The organism is Candidatus Arthromitus sp. SFB-mouse-NL, assembly GCF_000709435.1.
Classification (GTDB): Bacteria; Bacillota; Clostridia; order Clostridiales; family Clostridiaceae; genus Dwaynesavagella.
The window spans coordinates 388,265-409,047 of record NZ_CP008713.1; the positions used below are offsets into that span (position 1 = coordinate 388,265).

A 20,783-nucleotide genomic window follows, 5' to 3' on the forward strand; every position below is an offset into this window, starting at 1 on the left:
AACTCCCCTTAAAATAATTATGGAAGTTATTATATAATAATTAATGTTATAATGGAATAAAAAATTTGGAGTGGTTATTGTGGAAATAGAAGTTAGGATTTTAGATGTGGATATTCATGAAATTAGAAGAAAAATTTTTGAATATAATGGAGTTCTTGTTAAAAAAGAAAATCAAATTAATAAGTTATTTGATTTTGATGATGATAGACTTTTACGAAATAATGGTTATGCTAGAATTAGAATTATTAAGGATTTAATTTCTGATAAGAATTTTTATTATATGACTAGCAAGAGGAAGTTATCGAAAAGTAGTGATAAATATAAAGTTATGGATGAACAGGAAGTCTTGATTGATAGTTGGGAGATTGGAGAAAATATATTTAAGTCATTAGGTCTTTCTATGAAAAATGAGATAAAGAAGTATAGAGAGAGTTATAAAATAAATGATGTTTTAATTGAGATTGATATTAATGATAAGAGTTTTTATCCGAACCCTTATGTGGAAATAGAAGGGGAAAGTATTAATGAAATAGAAGAAGTTGTAAATATTTTAGGATACAGCATGGAAGATACAACTTCAAAGAGCATTTTTGAATTAATTGAAGATCTTAATAAAAATAAAATTGATTATGAATAAATATTTTTATATAATTATTGAATGTAGAATGATTATATAGGTTAATCAAATTTTAATTTTGGTTATTAAAAGGGAAATAGGTTAAAATCCTATACGGTCCCGCCGCCGTGATGAGGAGTGTTTATTTATATGCCACTGGATAATATCTGGGAAGGTTAATAAATGCAGAGATACTAAGTCGGAATACCTGCCTATGTAATGGGCTTGTAGCTTTACGGAGTATGAGGTTATTTGCGTAGGTTCATTATAGAGTGTTTTTTATAATGTGTTTTTACGTTTAAATAATAGTGCCTTGTGGAGTATAGCCATGAGGCAATTTTATTTTTTTAAATATTTAGGAGGTATAGATACATGAGGCTTGTAAAAAATTTTTTAGCATTCGTAATTTTTATATTTTCATTTTCTATATTTGTTTCTTGTGGAAGAAATATAGATACAGGTATTAGTGAAAATAAGGAGATTAGAATTGTTTCCCTTGCACCTTCAAATACTGAAATATTGGTTGGTTTAGATTTGGGTAATAATATTATTGGAATTGATCAATATTCAGAAGGTATTAAGGGAGTAAGTGAAAATATTCAAGTATTTGAGATTGGTGTTCCTAATATAGAAGCGGTATTGAAATTGAATCCAACTCATTTGTTATTATCTGGATATACATCTGATTTATCTAAGTACGTAGAGCTTGAAAATAGTGGAGTTAAGGTTATAAATATAGATACACCAACGAGTATTCAGGGAATATATGATTCTATTGAGTTAATTGGTAAAAGTTTTAATAGTGTTAGTAAGAGTAAAGAAATGATCGAATCAATTAAGAGCAGTATTGAAGATATAATTGGTAATAATAATAGCGAGAAGGTGAGCGTTTATTTTGAAATTTCTCAGGCGCCTTATTTGTATAGTTTTGGAAGAAGTACATATTTAAATGAAATTATTGAACTATCTGGTGGGGAAAATATATTTGGAAATTTAGAAGGATGGATTTCTCCAAGTGAGGAATCAATTATAAAAGCAAATCCACAAATAATTTTTACAAATGTTAATGTAGAAGGAAATATTGATGAGATAAAAAATAGGCATGGGTGGGAAAATATAGATGCTGTAAAAAATAATAGGATTTATTATATTGATAAAGATATGTCTTCAAGAGCATCCCAATTTTTTCTAGGTGCGTTAAAGGATATTACTAGATATATAAGAGAGTATAACGATGAGGTCTAGTACCTTATTTAAATTTTTATTGATAGTTATATTTTCATTTATTGTAATTATTTTAGGATTAATAATTGGCGGTGGGATAAAGAATACAGTACATATTTTTGAAATAATTTTGCATGGATTATTTGGATTAGATTTGAGAGATAGCCTATCAAGTGTGGAAGTAAGCATTATTTGGAATATAAGATTCCCAAGAGTTTTATTAGCTTTTATAGTTGGAGGAATGTTGTCTATTAGTGGAGTTATTATTCAATCTGTATTAAGAAATCCTCTAGCTTCTTCATATACCATAGGTGTATCTTCAGGAGCATCTCTTGGCATTGGCATTTTTATAATATGTAATATTACATTTTTAGGATATTTTACTTATCCAGTGATTGGATTTATTTTTTCAGTTTTAACTATAATATTTGTTATTAGTTTATGTAAGAAACTCGATAGTAGTATGTCCAATAATACAATTATATTGATTGGAATGGTAATGTCTTTATTTTTAAATGCGGTTTTTATTCTTATAACATCTGTTAGGCATGAGAGTTTATCTTCTATAATTATTTGGCAACTTGGATCATTTTCATCTAGAGGATGGATATATGTCATTTCAATTATACCGTTTTTAATTATAGGAGTGTTTGGAACAATGTTTTATAGCAGAGAACTTGATATTTTAACTTTTGGAGATGATATGAGTAAAGCCGTAGGAGTTAATGTATCCAAAATAAAAATAATCATGCTTTTATATGTGTCTATATTGACTGGAGCCAGTATTGCAGCTAGTGGAGTTATAGGTTTTGTTGATTTAGTTGTGCCTCATATATCGAGGAAAATGTTTGGATCGGGGCATAGCGTTGTTATCTTATCTAGCTTATTTATTGGAGGAATTTTAATGGTAATTTTTGATATTATATCAAGGGTTATAATTTATCCAGCAGAAATTCCTATAGCTACGGTTAATGCTTTAATAGGAACACCTATATTTTGTTATATTTTTTTCAGAGAATATAGGAGGTAGTAAAAATTTTAGAAGTTTCAGATTTAAGTTATTCTTATAAAAAAAATAATAAGATATTAGATAATATAAGTTTTTCGCTTAAAAGTGGTGAACATTTGAGCATAATAGGATTAAATGGATGTGGTAAGTCAACTTTACTCAAATGTATATGTAATTTTTTGAATTATGAGGGTAGCATAAAAATTAGAGGGAAAGAAGTAAGACAAGTTAGAAATAGAGAGCTTGCTAAAAATGTTAGTATATTATTTCAACAAAATAATATGTACTTTGATTATAAGGTTTCAGATGTTATAAGGTTTGGTAGATATATTTACGAAAGATGGAATTTTAGATATGGTGATTGTGAAAATTTAGATATTATATTAAAAAATATAGGGATATATCATTTGAAAGATAGATTTATGAGTGAGCTATCTGGAGGAGAAAAGCAAAGAGTATTTATAGCTAGAATTTTGTATCAAGATCCATATATAATTTTGCTCGATGAATTTAATAATAATATAGATTTAAGTACTCAAATTTACATAATAGAGAATTTTAGAGATATTTTTAAAGATAAGATTATTGTGTCAGTTTTTCATGATTTGAATTTAGTTAGAAATCTAGATAGTTTGGTAATGGTACTTAAAGATAGTAAGATTTATAAATATGGTGATGTTGACTCCATATTTAATAAAAATATTTTACAGAGTGTATATGGGGTGGATGTTCAGAAATTTATGATAAATTCTTTTAATAAATGGAATAAAAAATAATATGGTTTTAATTAATCAAGGAGGTAATTAATGGTGATAGTTGTTGGTGGTATGATAGGTCTTGGCAAGACAAGCGTTTCAGAAATTATAGCAAAGGAATTCAATTCTAAAGTATTTTATGAGAGTGTGGAAGATAATCCGATTTTACCATTGTTTTATAATTCAACAGATGAGGAGATAAAATTAAATAGATATCCTTTTTTACTTCAATTGTTCTTTTTAGATAAGAGATTTAAATCCATAAAACAGGCATTAACTAGTAAGAATAATGTATTAGATAGAAGTATATATGAAGATTGGTATTTTTGTAAGAGGAATATGGATCTTGGAAGAATTTCAGAACTTGAGATGAGTGTTTATGAATCATTGTTAAATAATATGATGGAAGAGCTTGATGAGCTTCCAAAGAAGAGTCCAGATATATTTATATATTTGAGAGGAAGTTTTGATACGGTTATAAATAGGATAAAAATGAGAGGAAGATCTTATGAAATTGATAATAAACTTGTAGATTATTATAGATATATTTGGGAAGGTTATGACGATTGGATGTATAACGTATATAGTAAATCGTCGGTTTTAACGATTGATATGGATAATATGGATGTTGTAAATAATTTTGAAGATAGGAATAATTTAATAAAGATTGTTAAAGAAAAGTTATGCCTAGCTTAAAAACTGATTTATTTATTTTTATGATTATTGTATTATACTATATGTAATATCTTAATTTTAGGAGGGAAATATAATGGATACTCCTCATATTAATACTGGTGGTAATAAAATTGCAGAAAGTATACTATTACCTGGAGACCCACTTAGATGTAAATTTATTGCAGAAAACTATTTAACTGATGTAGTACAATTTAATTCTGTAAGGAATATGTTTGGTTTCACAGGTAAATATAAAGGTAAAGAAGTTTCTGTAATGGGTACAGGAATGGGAATGCCGAGCATAGGGATTTATTCTTATGAGCTTATAACAAAATTTGGAGTAAAGAATTTAATTAGAATTGGTAGTTGCGGGGCAATACAGGAAAATCTTAATTTATATGATATAGTAATAGGTCAAGGTGCTTCTACTAATTCAAATTTTGCATCTCAATATGGACTTCCGGGAACATTTGCTCCTATAGCATCTTATGATTTGTTATCTAAAGCTGTTGAATCTGCAAATAAATTGGGTATACATGTAAATGTAGGTAATATACTATCATCGGATATTTTTTATGACGATAATAATGATTCATACTTATTATGGAAAAAGATGGGAATATTAGCGATTGAGATGGAAGCAGCGGCACTATACATGAATGCTGCAAGACTTGGAGTTAAAGCACTTTGTATATTAACAGTAAGTGACAATATAATAACTCGTGAGGAAACTACAGCTGAAGAAAGACAAACTGCATTTAATAAAATGATGGAACTTTCTTTAGATGTCGTATAATATGTGCACATAAAATTTAAGTGTTAAATTACATAAATATTTTTATAGATCCTTATTTTTAAAGTAAGGATCTATTATTTTTTAATATTCATTTAAGTAAAACTTACTATTTTAAAAATTAAGAGTGGTTATAATCAAATTAGTAAATAGGATAAATGAATTAGGAAATTGAATATGATTTGATTTATTTGGAGTATGATGGATATGTTAAAAAATAAAATTAAAAATATTATGTAGGAAGTAGGTTTAGGAGTATTGATTGTATTTAGTGCAAGTAGTATAAAATCTATGGGAATGTTAATACGATGTAAGCTGTATAGGATATTACTGTAAATGAGAATTCAAATGAGTATTCGCATAAATTTGATCGAGAATATTATTATTCTGATTTTTAAAAGGAAATGTTAGATTTTAGATGTATAGATCAAGCTAAGGCAGATAGTTTTACAAAAGATATAGATTCTGAAAATATAAAAGCAGAGATTAATAATATTTATGATTTATTTATTATTGATTCATTTGTAAAAGGGGGGTATTATACGGCAAAAATTGGAGAATTAGAGAAATGGTTAACAAAGATAAGCTATTCAGGAGATGGTAAATTATATGAATAAATTATGAAAAATATTGTGATCTAATTGGTAAAGAATGATTATTGATTATAGATAATTTAAATATAGCAAGTTATTTAGAAGAAGGTGTAGAAATATATGGTTATTTTAAAGTGATTTTAGAGAGTTTTATTTTTTATGTGAATATAGGTTATAAAATATATCATATTTTTAGGCGCATCTTAATAATAATTGATGTGTGTATTTTTATTATAAAGAGAATATATAAGCAATAAGTAGGAGCAGAATAATTAGTGTTGTATTTATGTAGTTTAGTAATTGCGATTATATATTTATATATATTCTTATATATTTTTAGATATAAATTATTAGATTTTATAAAAAAATTTATATTTAGGATAGTGCCAGAATCACTTATATTAATTTATATAAGTTTTTTTATGATAAGCATAATAAATTCTAAGATAATTAATTCTCTAAGTAAAACTCAAATATATAATTTTGCTAATCAGATAAATAATATATTTTTTCATAAATTTTATAATTTAACATTGTTCGATTTTATTATAATACTTTTATGTTTTTATTTTATTATTATTATTGTGATGACTTGTCAAAAAAGGGGTTATATAAGTAAGCTTAGTTATTTAAAATGCACTGTAGTTTATAAGTATTTTACTGAGATAAAGATTATAGTTATAATATTTTATATTGTTTATCTTATATTGCTATATGTTTCAAGGGAATATTTTATATATGATTTTAAACATTATGTGGGAATATTTACAATATTTAATATATACTCTATATTGAATTTGTTTCTTATAATGACGGAACTCGAGTTTCTATTATTGCCAGATTTATTTGAAAATAAAGTGAATAAATTTAGCAAGAAAAATTTTATTAAAGATGATAATTATATTATATATGATTTTAATATGATGTTTAATGAAAAAAAACATTTATTTATAGAATTGTGTAATTATTTAAAATATTATCATAAGGAACCATTAACTATATGTATTGATGGGGAATCAGGAGTTGGTAAGAGTACGTTTTCATACGTGTTACAAAAAGAATTGAATGATGATTATTATGTATTTAATATTAATAGTCTTATATTTACAGAGAACAATAAATTAAATGATTATTTTAATTATATAATAGAAAATTTATTTAAGGCACATGGAATATATAATTCTAAATCTTTAAAAAACTATATGAATATAATAAATTATGTCATGAATGATAAAGTTTCCAATTTAGTTAATTATTTTATGAATGATAAAATCCAAAAAAATTATTTTGAGATAAAAGATGAAATAAACAATTGTATAGTTAAGATATTTGGAAGTGATTCTGAGGTAAAATTTAAAAAGGGAATTATATTTATAATAGATGATTTAGAAAGAATTTATAATGATTCTCAAATAGTTAATATATTGATTTTTTCTCAATATATATTGGGATTTGATTATATAAAATTTATTTTAGTAACAAATTTAGGAATATTAAGAAATAAGATAGATAATCAGTATTTAGATATGTTTATACACAAAATATTTAAGATAGATAGTACAAGTATTAATAGCATATTAGTTAAATATTTTGGTGAATTAATTAAGATTGAGAGATGTGAAGATAGTAGTTTAAATATAGGTAGTTGGATAACACATTTACTTGATATAGAATTTGATAAATATATAAAAGAGTTTGGAGTATATCTTTATAATAATATAAATCTGGAATATTATATATTAAAAAAGAAATGGATAGATTATAAACGAATATTATTGGAAGATTTAAGAAATGGTGGATTGATAGATAACAAGAATAATATTGTGTTTAATTTTAATAATTCTGGATATGAAATGATAAATGAGTATTATAATTATATTTATTTTAAGAAGTCTTTTTTAGGGGATAATAGGGAAGTAATATTAGATAATATATATAATTTAATAAAAGAAGAATACATTAATATGGATCTATATGATGATGAACAAGTTATAGCCATATGGATATATATGGAGAAAAATAATAAATTGTTAAATTGTATTAAATTTAATATAAATCATTATAGAGTTTATAAAAATTTAACGTTATATAAAAATAATATGAATAAGGTAAATTATTTAATAGATTTAAAATTAGATAATAGTCCGAGAAATTTGAAGAGACAGGTGTCTTTTTTCTTATACAGCTTTGAAAAATTAGATGAATATTTGTGTAACTTAAGAAATGATAAAAATTTCTGTTACATTATAGATATAGTAAATCAGAGAGATTTTATATTATTTTTTATGGTGATATGTTTTTTTAGGATATCAAATTTTATAGTTTCTGATTTTGATGATAATAGTTTTAAATCCGATAATAATATAAATATTTTAAGTATATATAAATTTTTAGTATCTAATTATGAAACTCTTAAGGGATATTCTGTAAAAGGTATTATATCATTTGTGTACGATAATATAGATAAAATAGACATAGATAAGTATATAAATTTAAAAGGTTTTGATAAAGGTATAAATTATATATATCTATGTTTTTATATACAAACGTATATATATAAAAAGTTAATATTGGAAGATGTTAACGAAGAGTCTTTTGAAATATTAATTGATTTCATATATAATTTGATAAGTGTTTAAAAACAGAGTAACTATTTTTATGTAGTTACTCTGTTTTTATATTATTTAATTTTTTGTACTCAATGATTAAATTATTTTCCTAAAAATTAATAAGTAATGAGTTTAAATTAGTATATAAATTTATTGATTTTCACAAAATATATTATAGCCTTTTAATTTCATGGGAGAAGTATTGATTGTTATGGGACTTAATATTTTGGATAAATTAATAGAATATGCTATAATAGATATCTTTGAAGATACTAAGCTTAAAATTTTGGGTTTTCCATATAAATGTAAGTTTGTAAAGAGGAGAGAACAAGATAGTTTTTACATAAAAGATGCAGTGCTTAATTTTACTATGATGACTCAAAAAAATAAAATTGTACATTTTGAGTTCAAAAAAGAGTATTTTTACAATGATATATATAAATTTTTGGTGTATTCATCGTTTCTTATATATGAAAATAAGTATGATTATGAATTAGTTTTAGTTTATCCACATAGGTCTCGTAAAATAGTAAAAAATATGGCATTTACTTCTTTAAGGTTTTTTTATACAGATGTGTATTTAGATTGTTTTAATGGAGATAAGATTTTAATGAGATTGTCCGCTAAGGCATCTAAAAAGAAGAAATTTACTGATGAAGAGTATTTGATACTTTCCCTTACTCCATATATGTATTCAAAGAGGGAAAAAATAACATTGATACTTGAAGGATTACGAGTAGCTAATGATTTAAATACAAAAAAAAAACACAGTATAATTATAATAATTTTAGTTTTAGCAGAGTGTTTTTTGGATGAATCAGATATGTATAAAATAAAGAAGGAGGTAAAGATGTATAAGATTGGAAAAATGATATTTGAAGAGGGAATAAAAAGTGCATCTAGTGATGTTGAAAGAGAAATTTCTGGTAAAATGATACAGAAAGGCAAAAATCAGGCAAAGGTAGAGTTTGCAGTTGAGATGATGAAAAATAAGGAAGAGTTAAATAAGATTATTAAGTATACTGGTTTTACTAAGAAAGAACTTGAAAAAATTTATTATACATTTAAATAATGGTTCGGAATTTTTATTCCGAGCCATTTTTATGTAAATTTAAGTTTAAAGTGATATAATCGTATATATGAGTTTATAAAGGATGTTTGTTTATGAGAATATTATTGGCTGAGGATGAAAAAGAACTTTCAAATGCTATTGTAGCTGTTTTAAAACATAATTATTATTCAGTTGATGCTGTGTATAATGGTGAAGATGCTTTAGATTGGGCATTAAACGACGAGTATGATTTGATAATTTTGGATGTTATGATGCCTAAGATTAATGGATTAGATGTTTTGAAGGGTCTGAGAGATAAAAATATAGATGTACCAGTACTAATATTAACAGCTAAGGGAGAAATAGATGATAGAGTTATAGGACTAGATTTGGGTGCAGATGATTATATGTGTAAGCCTTTTAATATTAAAGAATTTTTGGCTAGAGTTAGAGCTATTATTAGACGTAAGCAGGGAATTGTATCAAATAATTTGGAATTTAATAACATGATTTTAAATAAGGAAAATTTTGAATTATCATATGAAGATAAAAGTATTAGACTTGGTAATAAAGAATATCAAATACTTGAGATGCTTATGATCAATCCTAATGTTATAATATCTACTGAAAAGTTTATGAGTAAAGTATGGGGATATGATTCTGAAGCTGAAATTAATGGTGTTTGGGTTTATATTTCTTATTTAAGGAAGAAGCTTATTTCAATTAATTCTCCTGTGGAGATTAAGGCTTTTAGAGGCATAGGATATAAATTAGAAAATAAGAGTGAGAACTAATGGTTGATAGATTGCAACGCAAATTTATGTTGATTACGACAACAACATTATTTTTAGTGTTATTTATTTTTGTAATTACTTTAAATTTAATTAATATTATAAATATTAATCGTCAGTCAGATTCTTTATTGAGTTTGATTCAAGAATATGATGGGAATTTACCCAGAGAATTTAAGGATGTTAAGCCTAAAAATATATATGATTTTTATGGGTTTATTAATAAAAATGATTACAATAAAAGAGTGCCAATTCATAACATATATTTTTCTGTAAAAATTTTTTATGATGGAAGTATTCTTGTAAATATTAGAAATAATGATTCAATAGATATTCTAGATGCTAAAAGTTTGGCTGAGAATGTTATAAATTCAAATAGATATAAAGGATATAAAGGATTTTATAAGTTTTTAGTTTCAGATATGTATGAATATAAACTTGTTTCTTTTGTAGATTCTAGCAATGATATATCTAAATCAGTTGATTTTGCCATCATATCTATGTTTGTGGTTATTTTATTTGTATGTATATTTGGTATTATCTTGAATTTTGTATCTAAATATGCAATTAAACCATTTATAGATAACATAGAAAAGCAAAAAGTGTTTATAACTAATGCAGGTCATGAAATTAAAACTCCTCTTGCAATAATTTTAGCTAATACTGAAGTTATAGAGATATTCAATGGGGAAAATGAGTGGACAAAAAGTACTATAAATCAAGTTAAACGTTTAGATGGGTTGGTTAAGAGGCTATTATCTTTATCTAAAATGGATGAAAATAATTTTAGAATTGATAGAAAAGAAGTTTATTTTGGGAAAATTGTTTCAGAAATAGTCAATGACTTTGAAGTCTATGCTAATACTAAAAACTTAAAAATTATAAGAAATATTGATGAGGATTTAATGTTTAATTGCAGTGAAGAATATATACGTGATTTAGTTTCCATTTTGATTGATAATGCGATTAAATACTGTGATGATTGTGGAAAGATTGAGGTGTTTTTAAATTATAAAGGGGGAAAAATAGAGTTTTGTGTTTCTAATACCTTTAATAATGGAATAAATGGAAATATGGATTATTTATTCGATAGGTTTTACAGAATGGATAATTCAAGATCGCGTGATACTGGAGGATATGGACTTGGATTGTCTATTGCTGATTCTATAGTTAGGCATCATAAAGGAAAGATAGATGCCTTTTATAAGGATGGTAAGATAAGTTTTAATATAGTATTCAATAAGATAAATTAATATCAATCTCTATTACAAATATAGTGATGGTACACATCCAGTTGATTGAGTGCATTATTTTAAGTTTTTTTTGGATATTTTATTATAAATCCTAGACTTATAGAGTTTGGGATTTATTTTTTTGCAAAATGGTTCTCATATTAATTTTTAGTGTTATATTCCTTTTGTTGTTTTTGATTATTTATATCTTTAAAGTTAATTTAAGGTTAATTATACATACTTCATTACATAGAGGAGTGAGCTTAATGAAAACTTTTATGAGATATGAAAAAAAGTATATGTTAAATGAGGAAAAGTATTCATGTTTAATGGATGTTTTTGAAAGTCAGATGGAAGACGATATTTTTTCAAGATCTAGTATATGTAATATATACTTTGATACACCGAATTTTGAGTTAATAAGAAATTCTTTAGATAAGCCAGTTTATAAGGAAAAGCTCAGAATGAGGAGTTACGGAGTTCCAGATGAAGATGGATCTGTGTTTATTGAACTTAAGAAAAAGTATAATGGTATTGTCTATAAAAGACGTGAAAAAATGAATATATATGATGCGGAAAATTATCTTTATTTTAATAATTATCCTGAAAGTGATACTCAAGTAATTAGAGAGATAGATTGGGTATTAAATCATTATAAAAGTATAATGCCTAAGATGTATATTTCTTATGATAGAATTGCTATGCGAGGTATTTATGATGATGATTTAAGGATTACTTTTGATAAAAATATTTTATATAGAGATGATTGCCTTGATCTTAAAAGCGGAATATGGGGAGATAGGGTAATTAGAGAAGATGAATATTTGATGGAAATAAAGATTACTGGTGGAATGCCTCTTTGGCTCTGTAGAATTTTAAATGATTTAGGTGTTTATCCTATTTCTTTTTCTAAGTATGGTGTTGCTTATCAAATTAAAGAAGGGTATAGAAACAGTATTGGGAGTGTTTCTCCATATATTGGTGGATTTGCTTGTTAAAAAATTTAATTTAAGGAGAGTGTTGATGGAATGTTTGATTGGTTTTTTAATTCTATTTTGATTGGGAACGCATCGAGTAGTGTTTCAGGTAAAAATATTTTAATTTGTATGGCTGTGTCACTTGTTCTTGGATTTTGTATTGCTTATATATATATGTTTAAAAACGTTTATTCTAAAGGGTTTATAGTAACGTTAACACTCATGCCTGCTATTGTACAATTGGTTATTATGCTTGTTAATGGTAATTTAGGGGCTGGAGTTGCTGTTACTGGAGCATTTTCACTCGTTAGATTTAGATCAGCACCTGGGAGTGCTAAAGAAATAATTAGTATATTTCTAGCTATGGCAGTTGGTCTTGCAACTGGTATGGGATATATTGGAGTTGCTGTTTTATTTGTCATTGTAATGGGGATTTTAAATATTATATTGAATGCGACAAAATTCGGTGAAGGTCCACCACGCCAAAAGACACTTAAGATAACTATTCCTGAATCGCTTGATTATACAAATATTTTTGATGATATATTTACTAAATATTTAAAGAACTGGGAGATTTATCAAGTTAGAAGTATTAATATGGGGAGTTTATTTAAGATAGAGTATAAAGTAGTTATAAAAAATTCTATAAATGAGAAACAGATGATTGATGATATCAGATGTAGGAATGGAAATTTAGAGATTATGATTGGTAAGAATTTACCTTCTAGGGAGGAGTTATAATATTATGAGAAAATCTAATAAATTAATGCAAGCAGTTATGGCCGGTATTTTATTATTTACATTTAGTGGATGTGCGACTAATAGTGTTAGTTCAGCCACTAATTCATCTCAAAATGTATCAAGTGAAAATACTAATGGTTCTTCAACAAATTCGACGCCAACAAATCCAAGTACAGCTTCAGGTGTAACAACACTTACTCAATCTGTGATAAGTAAGGAACTTAAGTCTAAAGATTATGAAATTGATTATGATGAGAATTCTTCTACTAAAATTAATTTATTAAATGATCAGATAAATTTTAGTGGTGATGGAGTTTTGGTTAAAGATAAAACTGTTACTATTAATAAAGCTGGTACTTATATTATAGATGGAAATTTGGAGAATGGTCAGATAATTGTTGATGTTGATAAAACAGAGGATGTTAGAATTGTTTTAAATGGTGTTAATATCCATAATGAATCTAGTGCAGCTATTTATGTTAAGAGTGCAGATAAGCTTGTTATGACTTTGAAAGAGGGAACTATAAATACATTGAGTGGTGGAGATAATTACATAAATATAGATGATAATAATATTGATGGGGTTATATTCAGTAAAGATGATTTAACTATAAATGGTAATGGTCAACTTAATGTGACTTCTAATTATAAGCATGCTATAGTATCTAAAAATGATTTAAATATTGTTTCTGGTATATTTAACATAGTATCTGCAGATCAAGGTCTTTCTGGTAAAGATTCTGTGAGAATCTACGGAGGAGTGTTTAATATAAAATCAAATGGTCAAGGAATTAGGAGTAAAAATGAGGAAGAGCTAGAGAAGGGGAATATTTATATTGCTGGAGGTAATTTTGAAATTGAAAGTGTGCAGGATGCTATGAATGCAACAGGAAGTGTTGTTATAGATGATGGTGTTTTCAATATTAAAACAGATGATGATGGAATACATGCAGACGTTGAAGCTGTAATTAATTCAGGAGACATAAATATTTTGGAATCTTATGAAGGTATTGAAGGATATAGGGTAATTATAAATGGAGGGAATATTAATATTTCATCAAGTGATGATGGTATTAATGCATCTAATCCTAATGTAACGAGTAATGAACCAGCAGGTGGGCGTAATTTGCCACAAGGAAATAATAGTACTGATGTAACCAATACTTTAAATAATAATCCTGCACCCCCAAATGATGGAATGATGAGAAATGGAGGAGGAAGAGGACCAATGATGGCTGATGAGAATGTTTATATAACAATTAATGATGGTAATATAGTTATAGATGCTCAAGGAGATGGTATTGATTCAAATGGTAGTATAATAATTAATAATGGTAATATTTTGGTATCATCTAAATCAGATAATGGAGAGAATGCACTTGATTATGATGGCAATATTACGATAAATGGTGGAATTTTGATTGGTGTTGGGGGGTCTCCTATGCATCAAAATTTAAATGAGAATTCCAGTCAACCAAGTATATCTTATAATGTATCGAATGGTAATGGGAATGATGTGGAACTTAAGGATTCGAATTCCAATGTTATAGTTTCTTGGAAGGCTCCAAAAACATATAATTCTATATTTATAACTCATCCAAGTTTAAAATTAAATGAAAAATATACTTTGGTATCAGGTACAGAGAGTATAGACATTACGATTGATAATCTTCTTACAACAAATATAACACGAGGAAGTGGCGGACGAGGACAAAGACCACCGCGTTCAGAAGAATTTCAACCATCAATGGAACCGACTAATGTACAATAAAAGAGAGTAAGAATTTTTCTTACTCTCTTTTATTTTTTATGGGTAAAAGCTTTTAATAATTCGCTTATTATAAATGGTATTAAAGATAAGATTATTGATATAATCCAATCATTTGTGCTTAGATTTTGAGTGTTGAAGAATGAATTAAATGATGGGATTTTTATTAAAATTATCTGTATAATTACCCCAAGTAATATTGAGTAAATGAGTTTCATATTTGAAAATAATCCTATCTTAAATAAATATTCTTTTTCAGAGCGTATGCTTAAAGATAGGAATAATTGAGAAAATGATAAAACTATGAATGCCATACTTTGGGCATATATGAGATTTACTTTTTTATATCTAGTTAAGAAGGATGTTATACTTACAATTCCAATTATGAATCCATTTAAGATTAGTTTAATTATATTTGATTTTGAAATCAAATTTTTGTTACCTTTTCTGGGTTTATTATTCATTATATTTTTGTCGTAAGTATCAACGCCAAGGCTAAGAGCAGGTAGAGAATCTGTTATTAGATTTATCCATAATAAATGTATAGGACTTAATGGTACTGGAAATTTAAATAAAATTGATATAAAAATTGTTAATATTTCTCCAAGATTACATGTTAATAGAAATATTATAGATTTTTTTATGTTGTTAAATATGTTTCTTCCTTCTTCAACTGCTGTAATTATAGTTTTAAAATTATCATCTGTAAGTATAATATCCGATGCGTTTTTACAAACATCCGTTCCAGTTATACCCATAGCGATACCAACATCGGCCATTTTAAGTGAAGGTGCATCATTTACTCCATCTCCAGTCATAGATACTATATTTCCAACTGATTTTAGAGCCCTAACGATCTTAACTTTATGTTCTGGAGAAACCCGCGCAAATATAGTTACGTTTTTAATTTTATTATTTAATTCATCATCTGTTAGTTTATCTATTTCAGATCCAAGCATAGTCTCACTAATATCATTGGCTATATTAAGTTCTTTGCCAATGGCAAAAGCTGTATTTTTATGATCACCGGTAATCATAATTGTTTTTATTCCTGATCTTTTTGCAATTTCTATGGATTGTTTGACCTCTTTTCTAGGAGGATCGATCATTCCAACCATTCCAAGGAATATTAGGTTATTTTCATAATTATCTTTAGTTAAATTTATAATTTCTTTGTATGCAAATGCAAGGGTTCTTAATGCACTATTTGCCATTTCTTCGGCTGTATTTAGTATGTTGTTTCTTATATCATCAGTTAATTCTACGATTTCACCTTTTATGGAAATTTTATCACATAGATTAAGAAGATTATCGAGTGCCCCTTTTGTAAATGAGTAGAAAATATCATGAATATTGTTTACTGTAGTCATTAATTTTCTATCGGAGTCAAATGGTATCTCTCGTATTCTTTTGAAGGTATCATTTTCTATATTTTTGCCAGCGAATTTAAGAAGTGCAATTTCTGTAGGATCACCTACCTCTTCATCGTTAGAGTAACTTGCATCATTACATAGAGTCATACTTCTTATAAATAATTTTTTGGTGTTATCATCATTTTTAAACTCTCGAGCGTCAAACTTTGAATTATTTATGAAATATTCTATAACTGTCATTTTATTTACGGTAAGTGTTCCAGTTTTATCTGAACAAATAATATTGACAGATCCTAAGGTTTCAACAGATGAGAGCTTTCTTACGATTGCATTTTTTTTGATCATCTTTTGTACTCCAAGAGCTAAAACTATAGCAACAATAGTAGAAAGACCTTCGGGTATGGCAGCTACAGCTAAAGATATTGCGATGAAGAATATATCAAATAATTTATTACCTTGTATAAGCCCAACAATCATAATGATAATACATATTATAATTGTAAGAATTCCAATATTTTTCCCAAGGATATTTAATTTTTTTTGGAGGGGTGTAAGTTCATTTTTTGAGTTATTTAGAAAAGAGGCTATTTTACCTATCTCTGTGTTCATTCCTGTTGAAACTACAATTCCTTCTCCCCGTCCATATGTAACTATAGTTGACATATATCCTATATTTTTTCTATCTGCTATTGGGATAGATTCATTATTTGAGATTATATTAGTGTTTTTTTCTGTTGGAAGAGATTCGCCAGTTAGGGCAGATTCATCAACTTTAAGATTCACACATTCAAAGAATCTAATATCAGCAGGTATTATTCTGCCAGCATCAAGTATAATAATGTCTCCAACCACTAAATCTTTTGAACTTATTTCAATAATTTTATTATCACGTTTAACAATAGCTTTTGGAGATGATAGATTTTTTAATGCTTCAAGGGACTTTTCAGCTTTATTTTCTTGGATGATTCCTATAGTTGCGTTTAAGATAATAACAATGAATATTATTATACTTTCTTCAGGCTCTCCGAGGAAAAATGATATTATACCAGTTAGTATTAAAATGTAGACTAAAATGTTATTTATTTGATCAAATATAAGTTTGATTAGGCTCCTCTTTGACCCTTCAGTTAATTCGTTTTTACCATTTTCATTTAAAAGTTTAGAGGCACAGGAGTTAGATAGGCCTGTTTTTATATTTGTATTTAGGGTTTTTGATATATCTTCAATTGATTTTGAGTGCCACATTATTTTAACCTCCGTTTGGTATTTAGAATATTATTATTTTATTTTGTACAAAAATTATTAGTTTATAAAAAATAATTTAAATATAAATTAAAAAAAGGATAATCATAATAAACGAGTTTAATTATTGTGAGGTAATAGTTTTATGAGGATATCTGGATTAGAATCTAAAGATAATAAAAATAATATAGTGAGCAATATTAAGGTAAATAGAAATAAGGTTGATAATTTAAACAGTGAAATAGATAATAAGTTTTCAGATAAGTCTAAAAAAGAGTTAAAGGAACTTTTAGACTCTATAAAAAAGAAGGGGAATAAGGTGGTTGCAACTAAGGAATACAATGATGTTATTGAATATAAAAGATTGGTTAAGCAGTATTTAAATAAAGTACTTGATGATATATATTCTTTAAATAAGTTTTCAGATGCATTTAATTCGAGATATTATTTAACAGTTGATATCATAGATCAAAAACTTAAGGATCTAACTAATCAAGTTATAGGTGAAGAGAAGGATAATTTATATATAGTTACAACTATTGATGAAATTCAAGGACTTATATTGGATGTTTATAAATAATCTCTAAATTAATTTGTATAAGGAAAAGTTTTTTGGTAAAATTTCGACATCAAACATTTCGGAGAGAGTTAGCGGTAGTAAGGATATAGATGGTATTTATAGCATTGTAGATGATTATGTTGACCTGGGGAAAACTATAATTGATAAATCTAAAGGATTACTAGAAGATAAGAAAAAAGCTTTTGATATTATTAATGGTTTGGATGATAATATGCATAGAATAGTCTTAATTGAGCTTTATTTCAATTCTGAGCCTTGGAAATCTATAGATATACTATTCGAAGTGAAAAAAGAACCCATTAGATCCACGATAAAGCGATTAAATTGTGTGAGATAGGACTTAAGAAAAAAGTTTAATGCATTGAATGTAAATGAAATATTTATTATGCCATATATGCTATTATATAAAGTGTAAAGAAATTAAAATTAAAGAAGTTAAAGATATGCCCGAGATATGTAGGTTTAGAGGAATTATAATATCTATAAATTGGAATGATCATAATCCACCACATTTTCGTGCTACGTACAGTGATTATGAAGTTAGTGTTGATATTCTAAACTTAGAAGTTAGAGATGGAAAATTTCCAAATTTACAACTAAAAATGCTTTTGGGTTGGGCGGCATTTCATCAGATAGAATTACTCGAAAACTGGGAATTAGCTAGAGAAAATAAAACATTATTTAAAATAGAGCCTTTGAGATAGAGGATATATATATAGAGGAGGTTTTATTTTGAGTAAAGATGTGCACTATTATATGTCTAAAGGTATGGAAAGAAAAGTGGCTGAATATTTTGCTTCAGGAATTAAAAAGATAATTTCTGTGAATCCGAATAAGGATTATACTTTGACTCTTAGTTATGATGATGGATCGATTAGATTATATGATTGCAAGCCTTTTTTATTGAAGGACACTGTTTTTGAACCTTTTATGGAGTGGGACAATTTCAGAAGGGTTTATTTTTCATCGAATGGGAGTAAAGTTTGTTGGGATGTAGACCCTGAAGTTGATAGTAATGAAGTATGGGATAATGTGGTTGATCTTTGTGCTGATGCGGTATATATAGATAGTATACCTTATGAAGGTGGAAGTAATGGATGAACTTATTGATTGCTTGATTGTACATAGAAAGGCAAGGAGGTGGAGTCAGAGAGACCTTGCGGATGTTTTGTCGATGCCGCTGTCAGTTATAGCTCGGTTTGAAACTAAGAAGGTTGTTCCTGACTCAATATGATTTTAAAAGTTGCTGAAGCTTTGGACTGTGAGCTTGAGATAAAACCTAAGGAATAAGTTTGATATAAAGGTGGGAGTCTTGTCATATTGAGGGCAGGTTTAATTCAAAGGCATAAGGAATTTAATACAATTTTACAATATGTTTAATCCGTTGACTTTATTAATATTATAAATATATAGATTAAAAAGGTATGAAAAATAAAAAAAGTTTATGAAGTGGTATTGCTATTAAGCAAGTACCACTTTTTGTATTTAAGTGAATAAAGAAGGAATGTGATTTTAGTAAAGATATTAAAAAAGTTCCGTAAATTTCCCATCATTTCCATCTTGCGTTGTGAGATAATTAGAATGTGAAAATTTGTGATAACGAGGAGGTGAGGTATGACTAAGAAGCAAGAAAGATTTATAATTGAATATCTAATTGATTTGAATGCAACTCAAGCGGCAATTAGATCAGGTTATAGTAAAAAGACAGTATATTCGATTGGGAGTGAACTGCTGAGCAAACCTGAGATAAAATCACGCATTGGGGGGTTTATGCAAAAAATGAAGAGTGCTAGAGTAGCAGAACTTGAAGAAGTACTTGAGTATCTCACGTCTGTTATGCGAGGCGAATCTAGAGCTTGTGTAGTTGCTGTTGAGGGTACTGGAGATGGATGCTCATCTGCCAATATAATTAGTAAACCTCCAGATGAGAGAGAAAGATTGAAAGCTGCTGAGTTACTTGGTAGGAGATATGGGATGTTTAATGATAAACTTAAGGTTGATAGTGTTATACCTGTTGTTATAAAGGAGGAGTTATGAGGACTTTTGCAAGTGGAGCTATAAGAGATGACAATGATTGTAAGGGTAGATGCGATTTGATACCCCTTGATATTGTGATTAATGTAAAAGAGGATAAGCCTTTAAATTTAATACATAATTTTAAAGTATCGGGAGAAGTAGAGCATCTTATTGATTTATTAAAATTAGAGATGAATGAAGATATATATAATGTTTTGTTGGATGTTAGTCATAGGTTTGGCTTAGGTGCAATTAAATATGGAGACCATAATTGGCAAAAAGGTATACCAGCTAATGTGTATATTGATAGTGGTACTAGGCATTATCTTAAGTACATGAGGGGTGATAATGATGAGGATCATCATGCTGCGTATATCTGGAATATTATGTGTTGTATTTGGACATGCGAGCATTTACCTGAATTGAATATATATGGTATACTCGTGTGAGAAGGAGTTGATTTAATGCCGGAGATATCTTTGTTTTATGGTATAAGAATAACAATGAACTGGAATGAACATAATCCACCACATTTCCATGTTGAGTATGCTGGCTATAAAGCGTCCGTATTAATACAAAATGGGGTTATAGATAAAGGATATATACCTAATAGGCAACTAAAACTTGTGCTTGCTTGGTGTGAGATACATAGAGATGAGCTAATGCAAAATTGGGAGTTGGCTAGACAGGATAAACCTCTTAATCGTATAAATCCACTTATTTAGGAGGTGCGTAGCT

Annotated in this window: 22 protein-coding genes and 1 riboswitch; of the genes, 21 read left to right on the forward strand and 1 reads right to left on the reverse strand. The window is 27.1% G+C overall.

Annotated elements, in window-relative coordinates:
- The first annotated feature begins 79 nt into the window (after positions 1–79).
- From SFBMNL_RS01865 to SFBMNL_RS01935, 14 genes are all read left to right on the forward strand, one after another.
- Positions 80–637, forward strand: coding sequence for a class IV adenylate cyclase (locus SFBMNL_RS01865; RefSeq protein ID WP_007441524.1), 558 nt, complete (start codon positions 80–82; stop codon positions 635–637).
- 21 nt (positions 638–658) lie between these two features.
- Positions 659–846, forward strand: a riboswitch (cobalamin riboswitch).
- 142 nt (positions 847–988) lie between these two features.
- The gene (locus SFBMNL_RS01870) at positions 989–1,861 is read left to right on the forward strand and encodes an ABC transporter substrate-binding protein (protein WP_042294255.1); all 873 of its coding nucleotides are present in this window, start codon (positions 989–991) and stop codon (positions 1,859–1,861) included.
- Positions 1,851–2,870 (forward strand): FecCD family ABC transporter permease, encoded by a 1,020-nt coding sequence (locus tag SFBMNL_RS01875; RefSeq protein WP_042294256.1) that lies wholly within the window; start codon positions 1,851–1,853, stop codon positions 2,868–2,870. The genes SFBMNL_RS01870 and SFBMNL_RS01875 overlap by 11 nt, the downstream gene beginning before the upstream one ends.
- A gap of 95 nt (positions 2,871–2,965) precedes the next feature.
- Positions 2,966–3,625 carry an ABC transporter ATP-binding protein gene (locus SFBMNL_RS01880; protein ID WP_042294257.1) on the forward strand — a complete coding sequence of 220 codons (660 nt, stop codon included), beginning with the start codon at positions 2,966–2,968 and terminating at the stop codon, positions 3,623–3,625.
- Positions 3,626–3,655: 30 nt separating this feature from the next.
- Positions 3,656–4,300 carry a deoxynucleoside kinase gene (locus SFBMNL_RS01885; protein WP_042294259.1) on the forward strand — a complete coding sequence of 215 codons (645 nt, stop codon included), beginning with the start codon at positions 3,656–3,658 and terminating at the stop codon, positions 4,298–4,300.
- 73 nt (positions 4,301–4,373) lie between these two features.
- Positions 4,374–5,075: a purine-nucleoside phosphorylase gene (gene deoD / locus SFBMNL_RS01890; RefSeq protein ID WP_005807004.1), complete on the forward strand. Its 702-nt coding sequence runs from the start codon at positions 4,374–4,376 to the stop codon at positions 5,073–5,075.
- Between the two features lie 401 nt (positions 5,076–5,476).
- Positions 5,477–5,689: a hypothetical protein gene (locus SFBMNL_RS01895; RefSeq protein ID WP_042294262.1), complete on the forward strand. Its 213-nt coding sequence runs from the start codon at positions 5,477–5,479 to the stop codon at positions 5,687–5,689.
- Positions 5,690–6,456: 767 nt separating this feature from the next.
- On the forward strand, positions 6,457–8,304 hold the full coding sequence (locus SFBMNL_RS01905) for a P-loop NTPase fold protein (RefSeq protein WP_242838772.1): 1,848 nt from the start codon (positions 6,457–6,459) through the stop codon (positions 8,302–8,304).
- 181 nt (positions 8,305–8,485) lie between these two features.
- A complete protein-coding gene (locus SFBMNL_RS08405) occupies positions 8,486–9,346 on the forward strand; it encodes a hypothetical protein (RefSeq protein WP_014518675.1) in 861 nt (286 codons plus the stop codon).
- A gap of 92 nt (positions 9,347–9,438) precedes the next feature.
- Positions 9,439–10,119 (forward strand): response regulator transcription factor, encoded by a 681-nt coding sequence (locus tag SFBMNL_RS01915; protein ID WP_042294269.1) that lies wholly within the window; start codon positions 9,439–9,441, stop codon positions 10,117–10,119.
- Entirely contained in the window at positions 10,119–11,369 is a 1,251-nt protein-coding gene (locus SFBMNL_RS01920; protein WP_042294272.1) for a sensor histidine kinase, read from the forward strand. The genes SFBMNL_RS01915 and SFBMNL_RS01920 overlap by 1 nt, the downstream gene beginning before the upstream one ends.
- A 245-nt stretch (positions 11,370–11,614) precedes the next feature.
- Positions 11,615–12,346: a polyphosphate polymerase domain-containing protein gene (locus tag SFBMNL_RS01925; RefSeq protein ID WP_042294274.1), complete on the forward strand. Its 732-nt coding sequence runs from the start codon at positions 11,615–11,617 to the stop codon at positions 12,344–12,346.
- 30 nt (positions 12,347–12,376) lie between these two features.
- Positions 12,377–13,066 carry a DUF4956 domain-containing protein gene (locus tag SFBMNL_RS01930; RefSeq protein ID WP_005806990.1) on the forward strand — a complete coding sequence of 230 codons (690 nt, stop codon included), beginning with the start codon at positions 12,377–12,379 and terminating at the stop codon, positions 13,064–13,066.
- A 4-nt stretch (positions 13,067–13,070) separates the two neighbouring features.
- On the forward strand, positions 13,071–14,837 hold the full coding sequence (locus SFBMNL_RS01935) for a carbohydrate-binding domain-containing protein (protein ID WP_042294277.1): 1,767 nt from the start codon (positions 13,071–13,073) through the stop codon (positions 14,835–14,837).
- Positions 14,838–14,866: 29 nt separating this feature from the next.
- Here SFBMNL_RS01935 and SFBMNL_RS01940 read toward each other — a convergent pair whose 3' ends face one another.
- Positions 14,867–17,452 (reverse strand): cation-translocating P-type ATPase, encoded by a 2,586-nt coding sequence (locus SFBMNL_RS01940; RefSeq protein WP_042294279.1) that lies wholly within the window; start codon positions 17,450–17,452, stop codon positions 14,867–14,869.
- Positions 17,453–17,594: 142 nt separating this feature from the next.
- Here SFBMNL_RS01940 and SFBMNL_RS01945 point away from each other — a divergent pair, with 142 nt between their 5' ends.
- From SFBMNL_RS01945 to SFBMNL_RS01980, 7 genes are all read left to right on the forward strand, one after another.
- On the forward strand, positions 17,595–18,029 hold the full coding sequence (locus tag SFBMNL_RS01945; RefSeq protein WP_042294281.1) for a YaaR family protein: 435 nt from the start codon (positions 17,595–17,597) through the stop codon (positions 18,027–18,029).
- A gap of 13 nt (positions 18,030–18,042) precedes the next feature.
- Positions 18,043–18,366, forward strand: a complete 324-nt coding sequence (locus SFBMNL_RS01950; RefSeq protein ID WP_242838773.1) for a hypothetical protein — start codon at positions 18,043–18,045, stop codon at positions 18,364–18,366.
- 34 nt (positions 18,367–18,400) lie between these two features.
- Positions 18,401–18,733 carry a DUF4160 domain-containing protein gene (locus SFBMNL_RS01955; RefSeq protein ID WP_081832569.1) on the forward strand — a complete coding sequence of 111 codons (333 nt, stop codon included), beginning with the start codon at positions 18,401–18,403 and terminating at the stop codon, positions 18,731–18,733.
- 28 nt (positions 18,734–18,761) lie between these two features.
- The gene (locus SFBMNL_RS01960) at positions 18,762–19,130 is read left to right on the forward strand and encodes a DUF2442 domain-containing protein (protein ID WP_042294285.1); all 369 of its coding nucleotides are present in this window, start codon (positions 18,762–18,764) and stop codon (positions 19,128–19,130) included.
- A gap of 513 nt (positions 19,131–19,643) precedes the next feature.
- Complete coding sequence (locus SFBMNL_RS01970) at positions 19,644–20,066, forward strand: terminase small subunit (RefSeq protein WP_042294288.1); 423 nt, start codon at positions 19,644–19,646, stop codon at positions 20,064–20,066.
- Complete coding sequence (locus tag SFBMNL_RS01975; RefSeq protein ID WP_042294290.1) at positions 20,063–20,494, forward strand: dATP/dGTP diphosphohydrolase domain-containing protein; 432 nt, start codon at positions 20,063–20,065, stop codon at positions 20,492–20,494. The genes SFBMNL_RS01970 and SFBMNL_RS01975 overlap by 4 nt, the downstream gene beginning before the upstream one ends.
- A gap of 15 nt (positions 20,495–20,509) precedes the next feature.
- Positions 20,510–20,770, forward strand: coding sequence for a DUF4160 domain-containing protein (locus SFBMNL_RS01980; protein WP_005806966.1), 261 nt, complete (start codon positions 20,510–20,512; stop codon positions 20,768–20,770).
- Positions 20,771–20,783 lie beyond the last annotated feature (13 nt).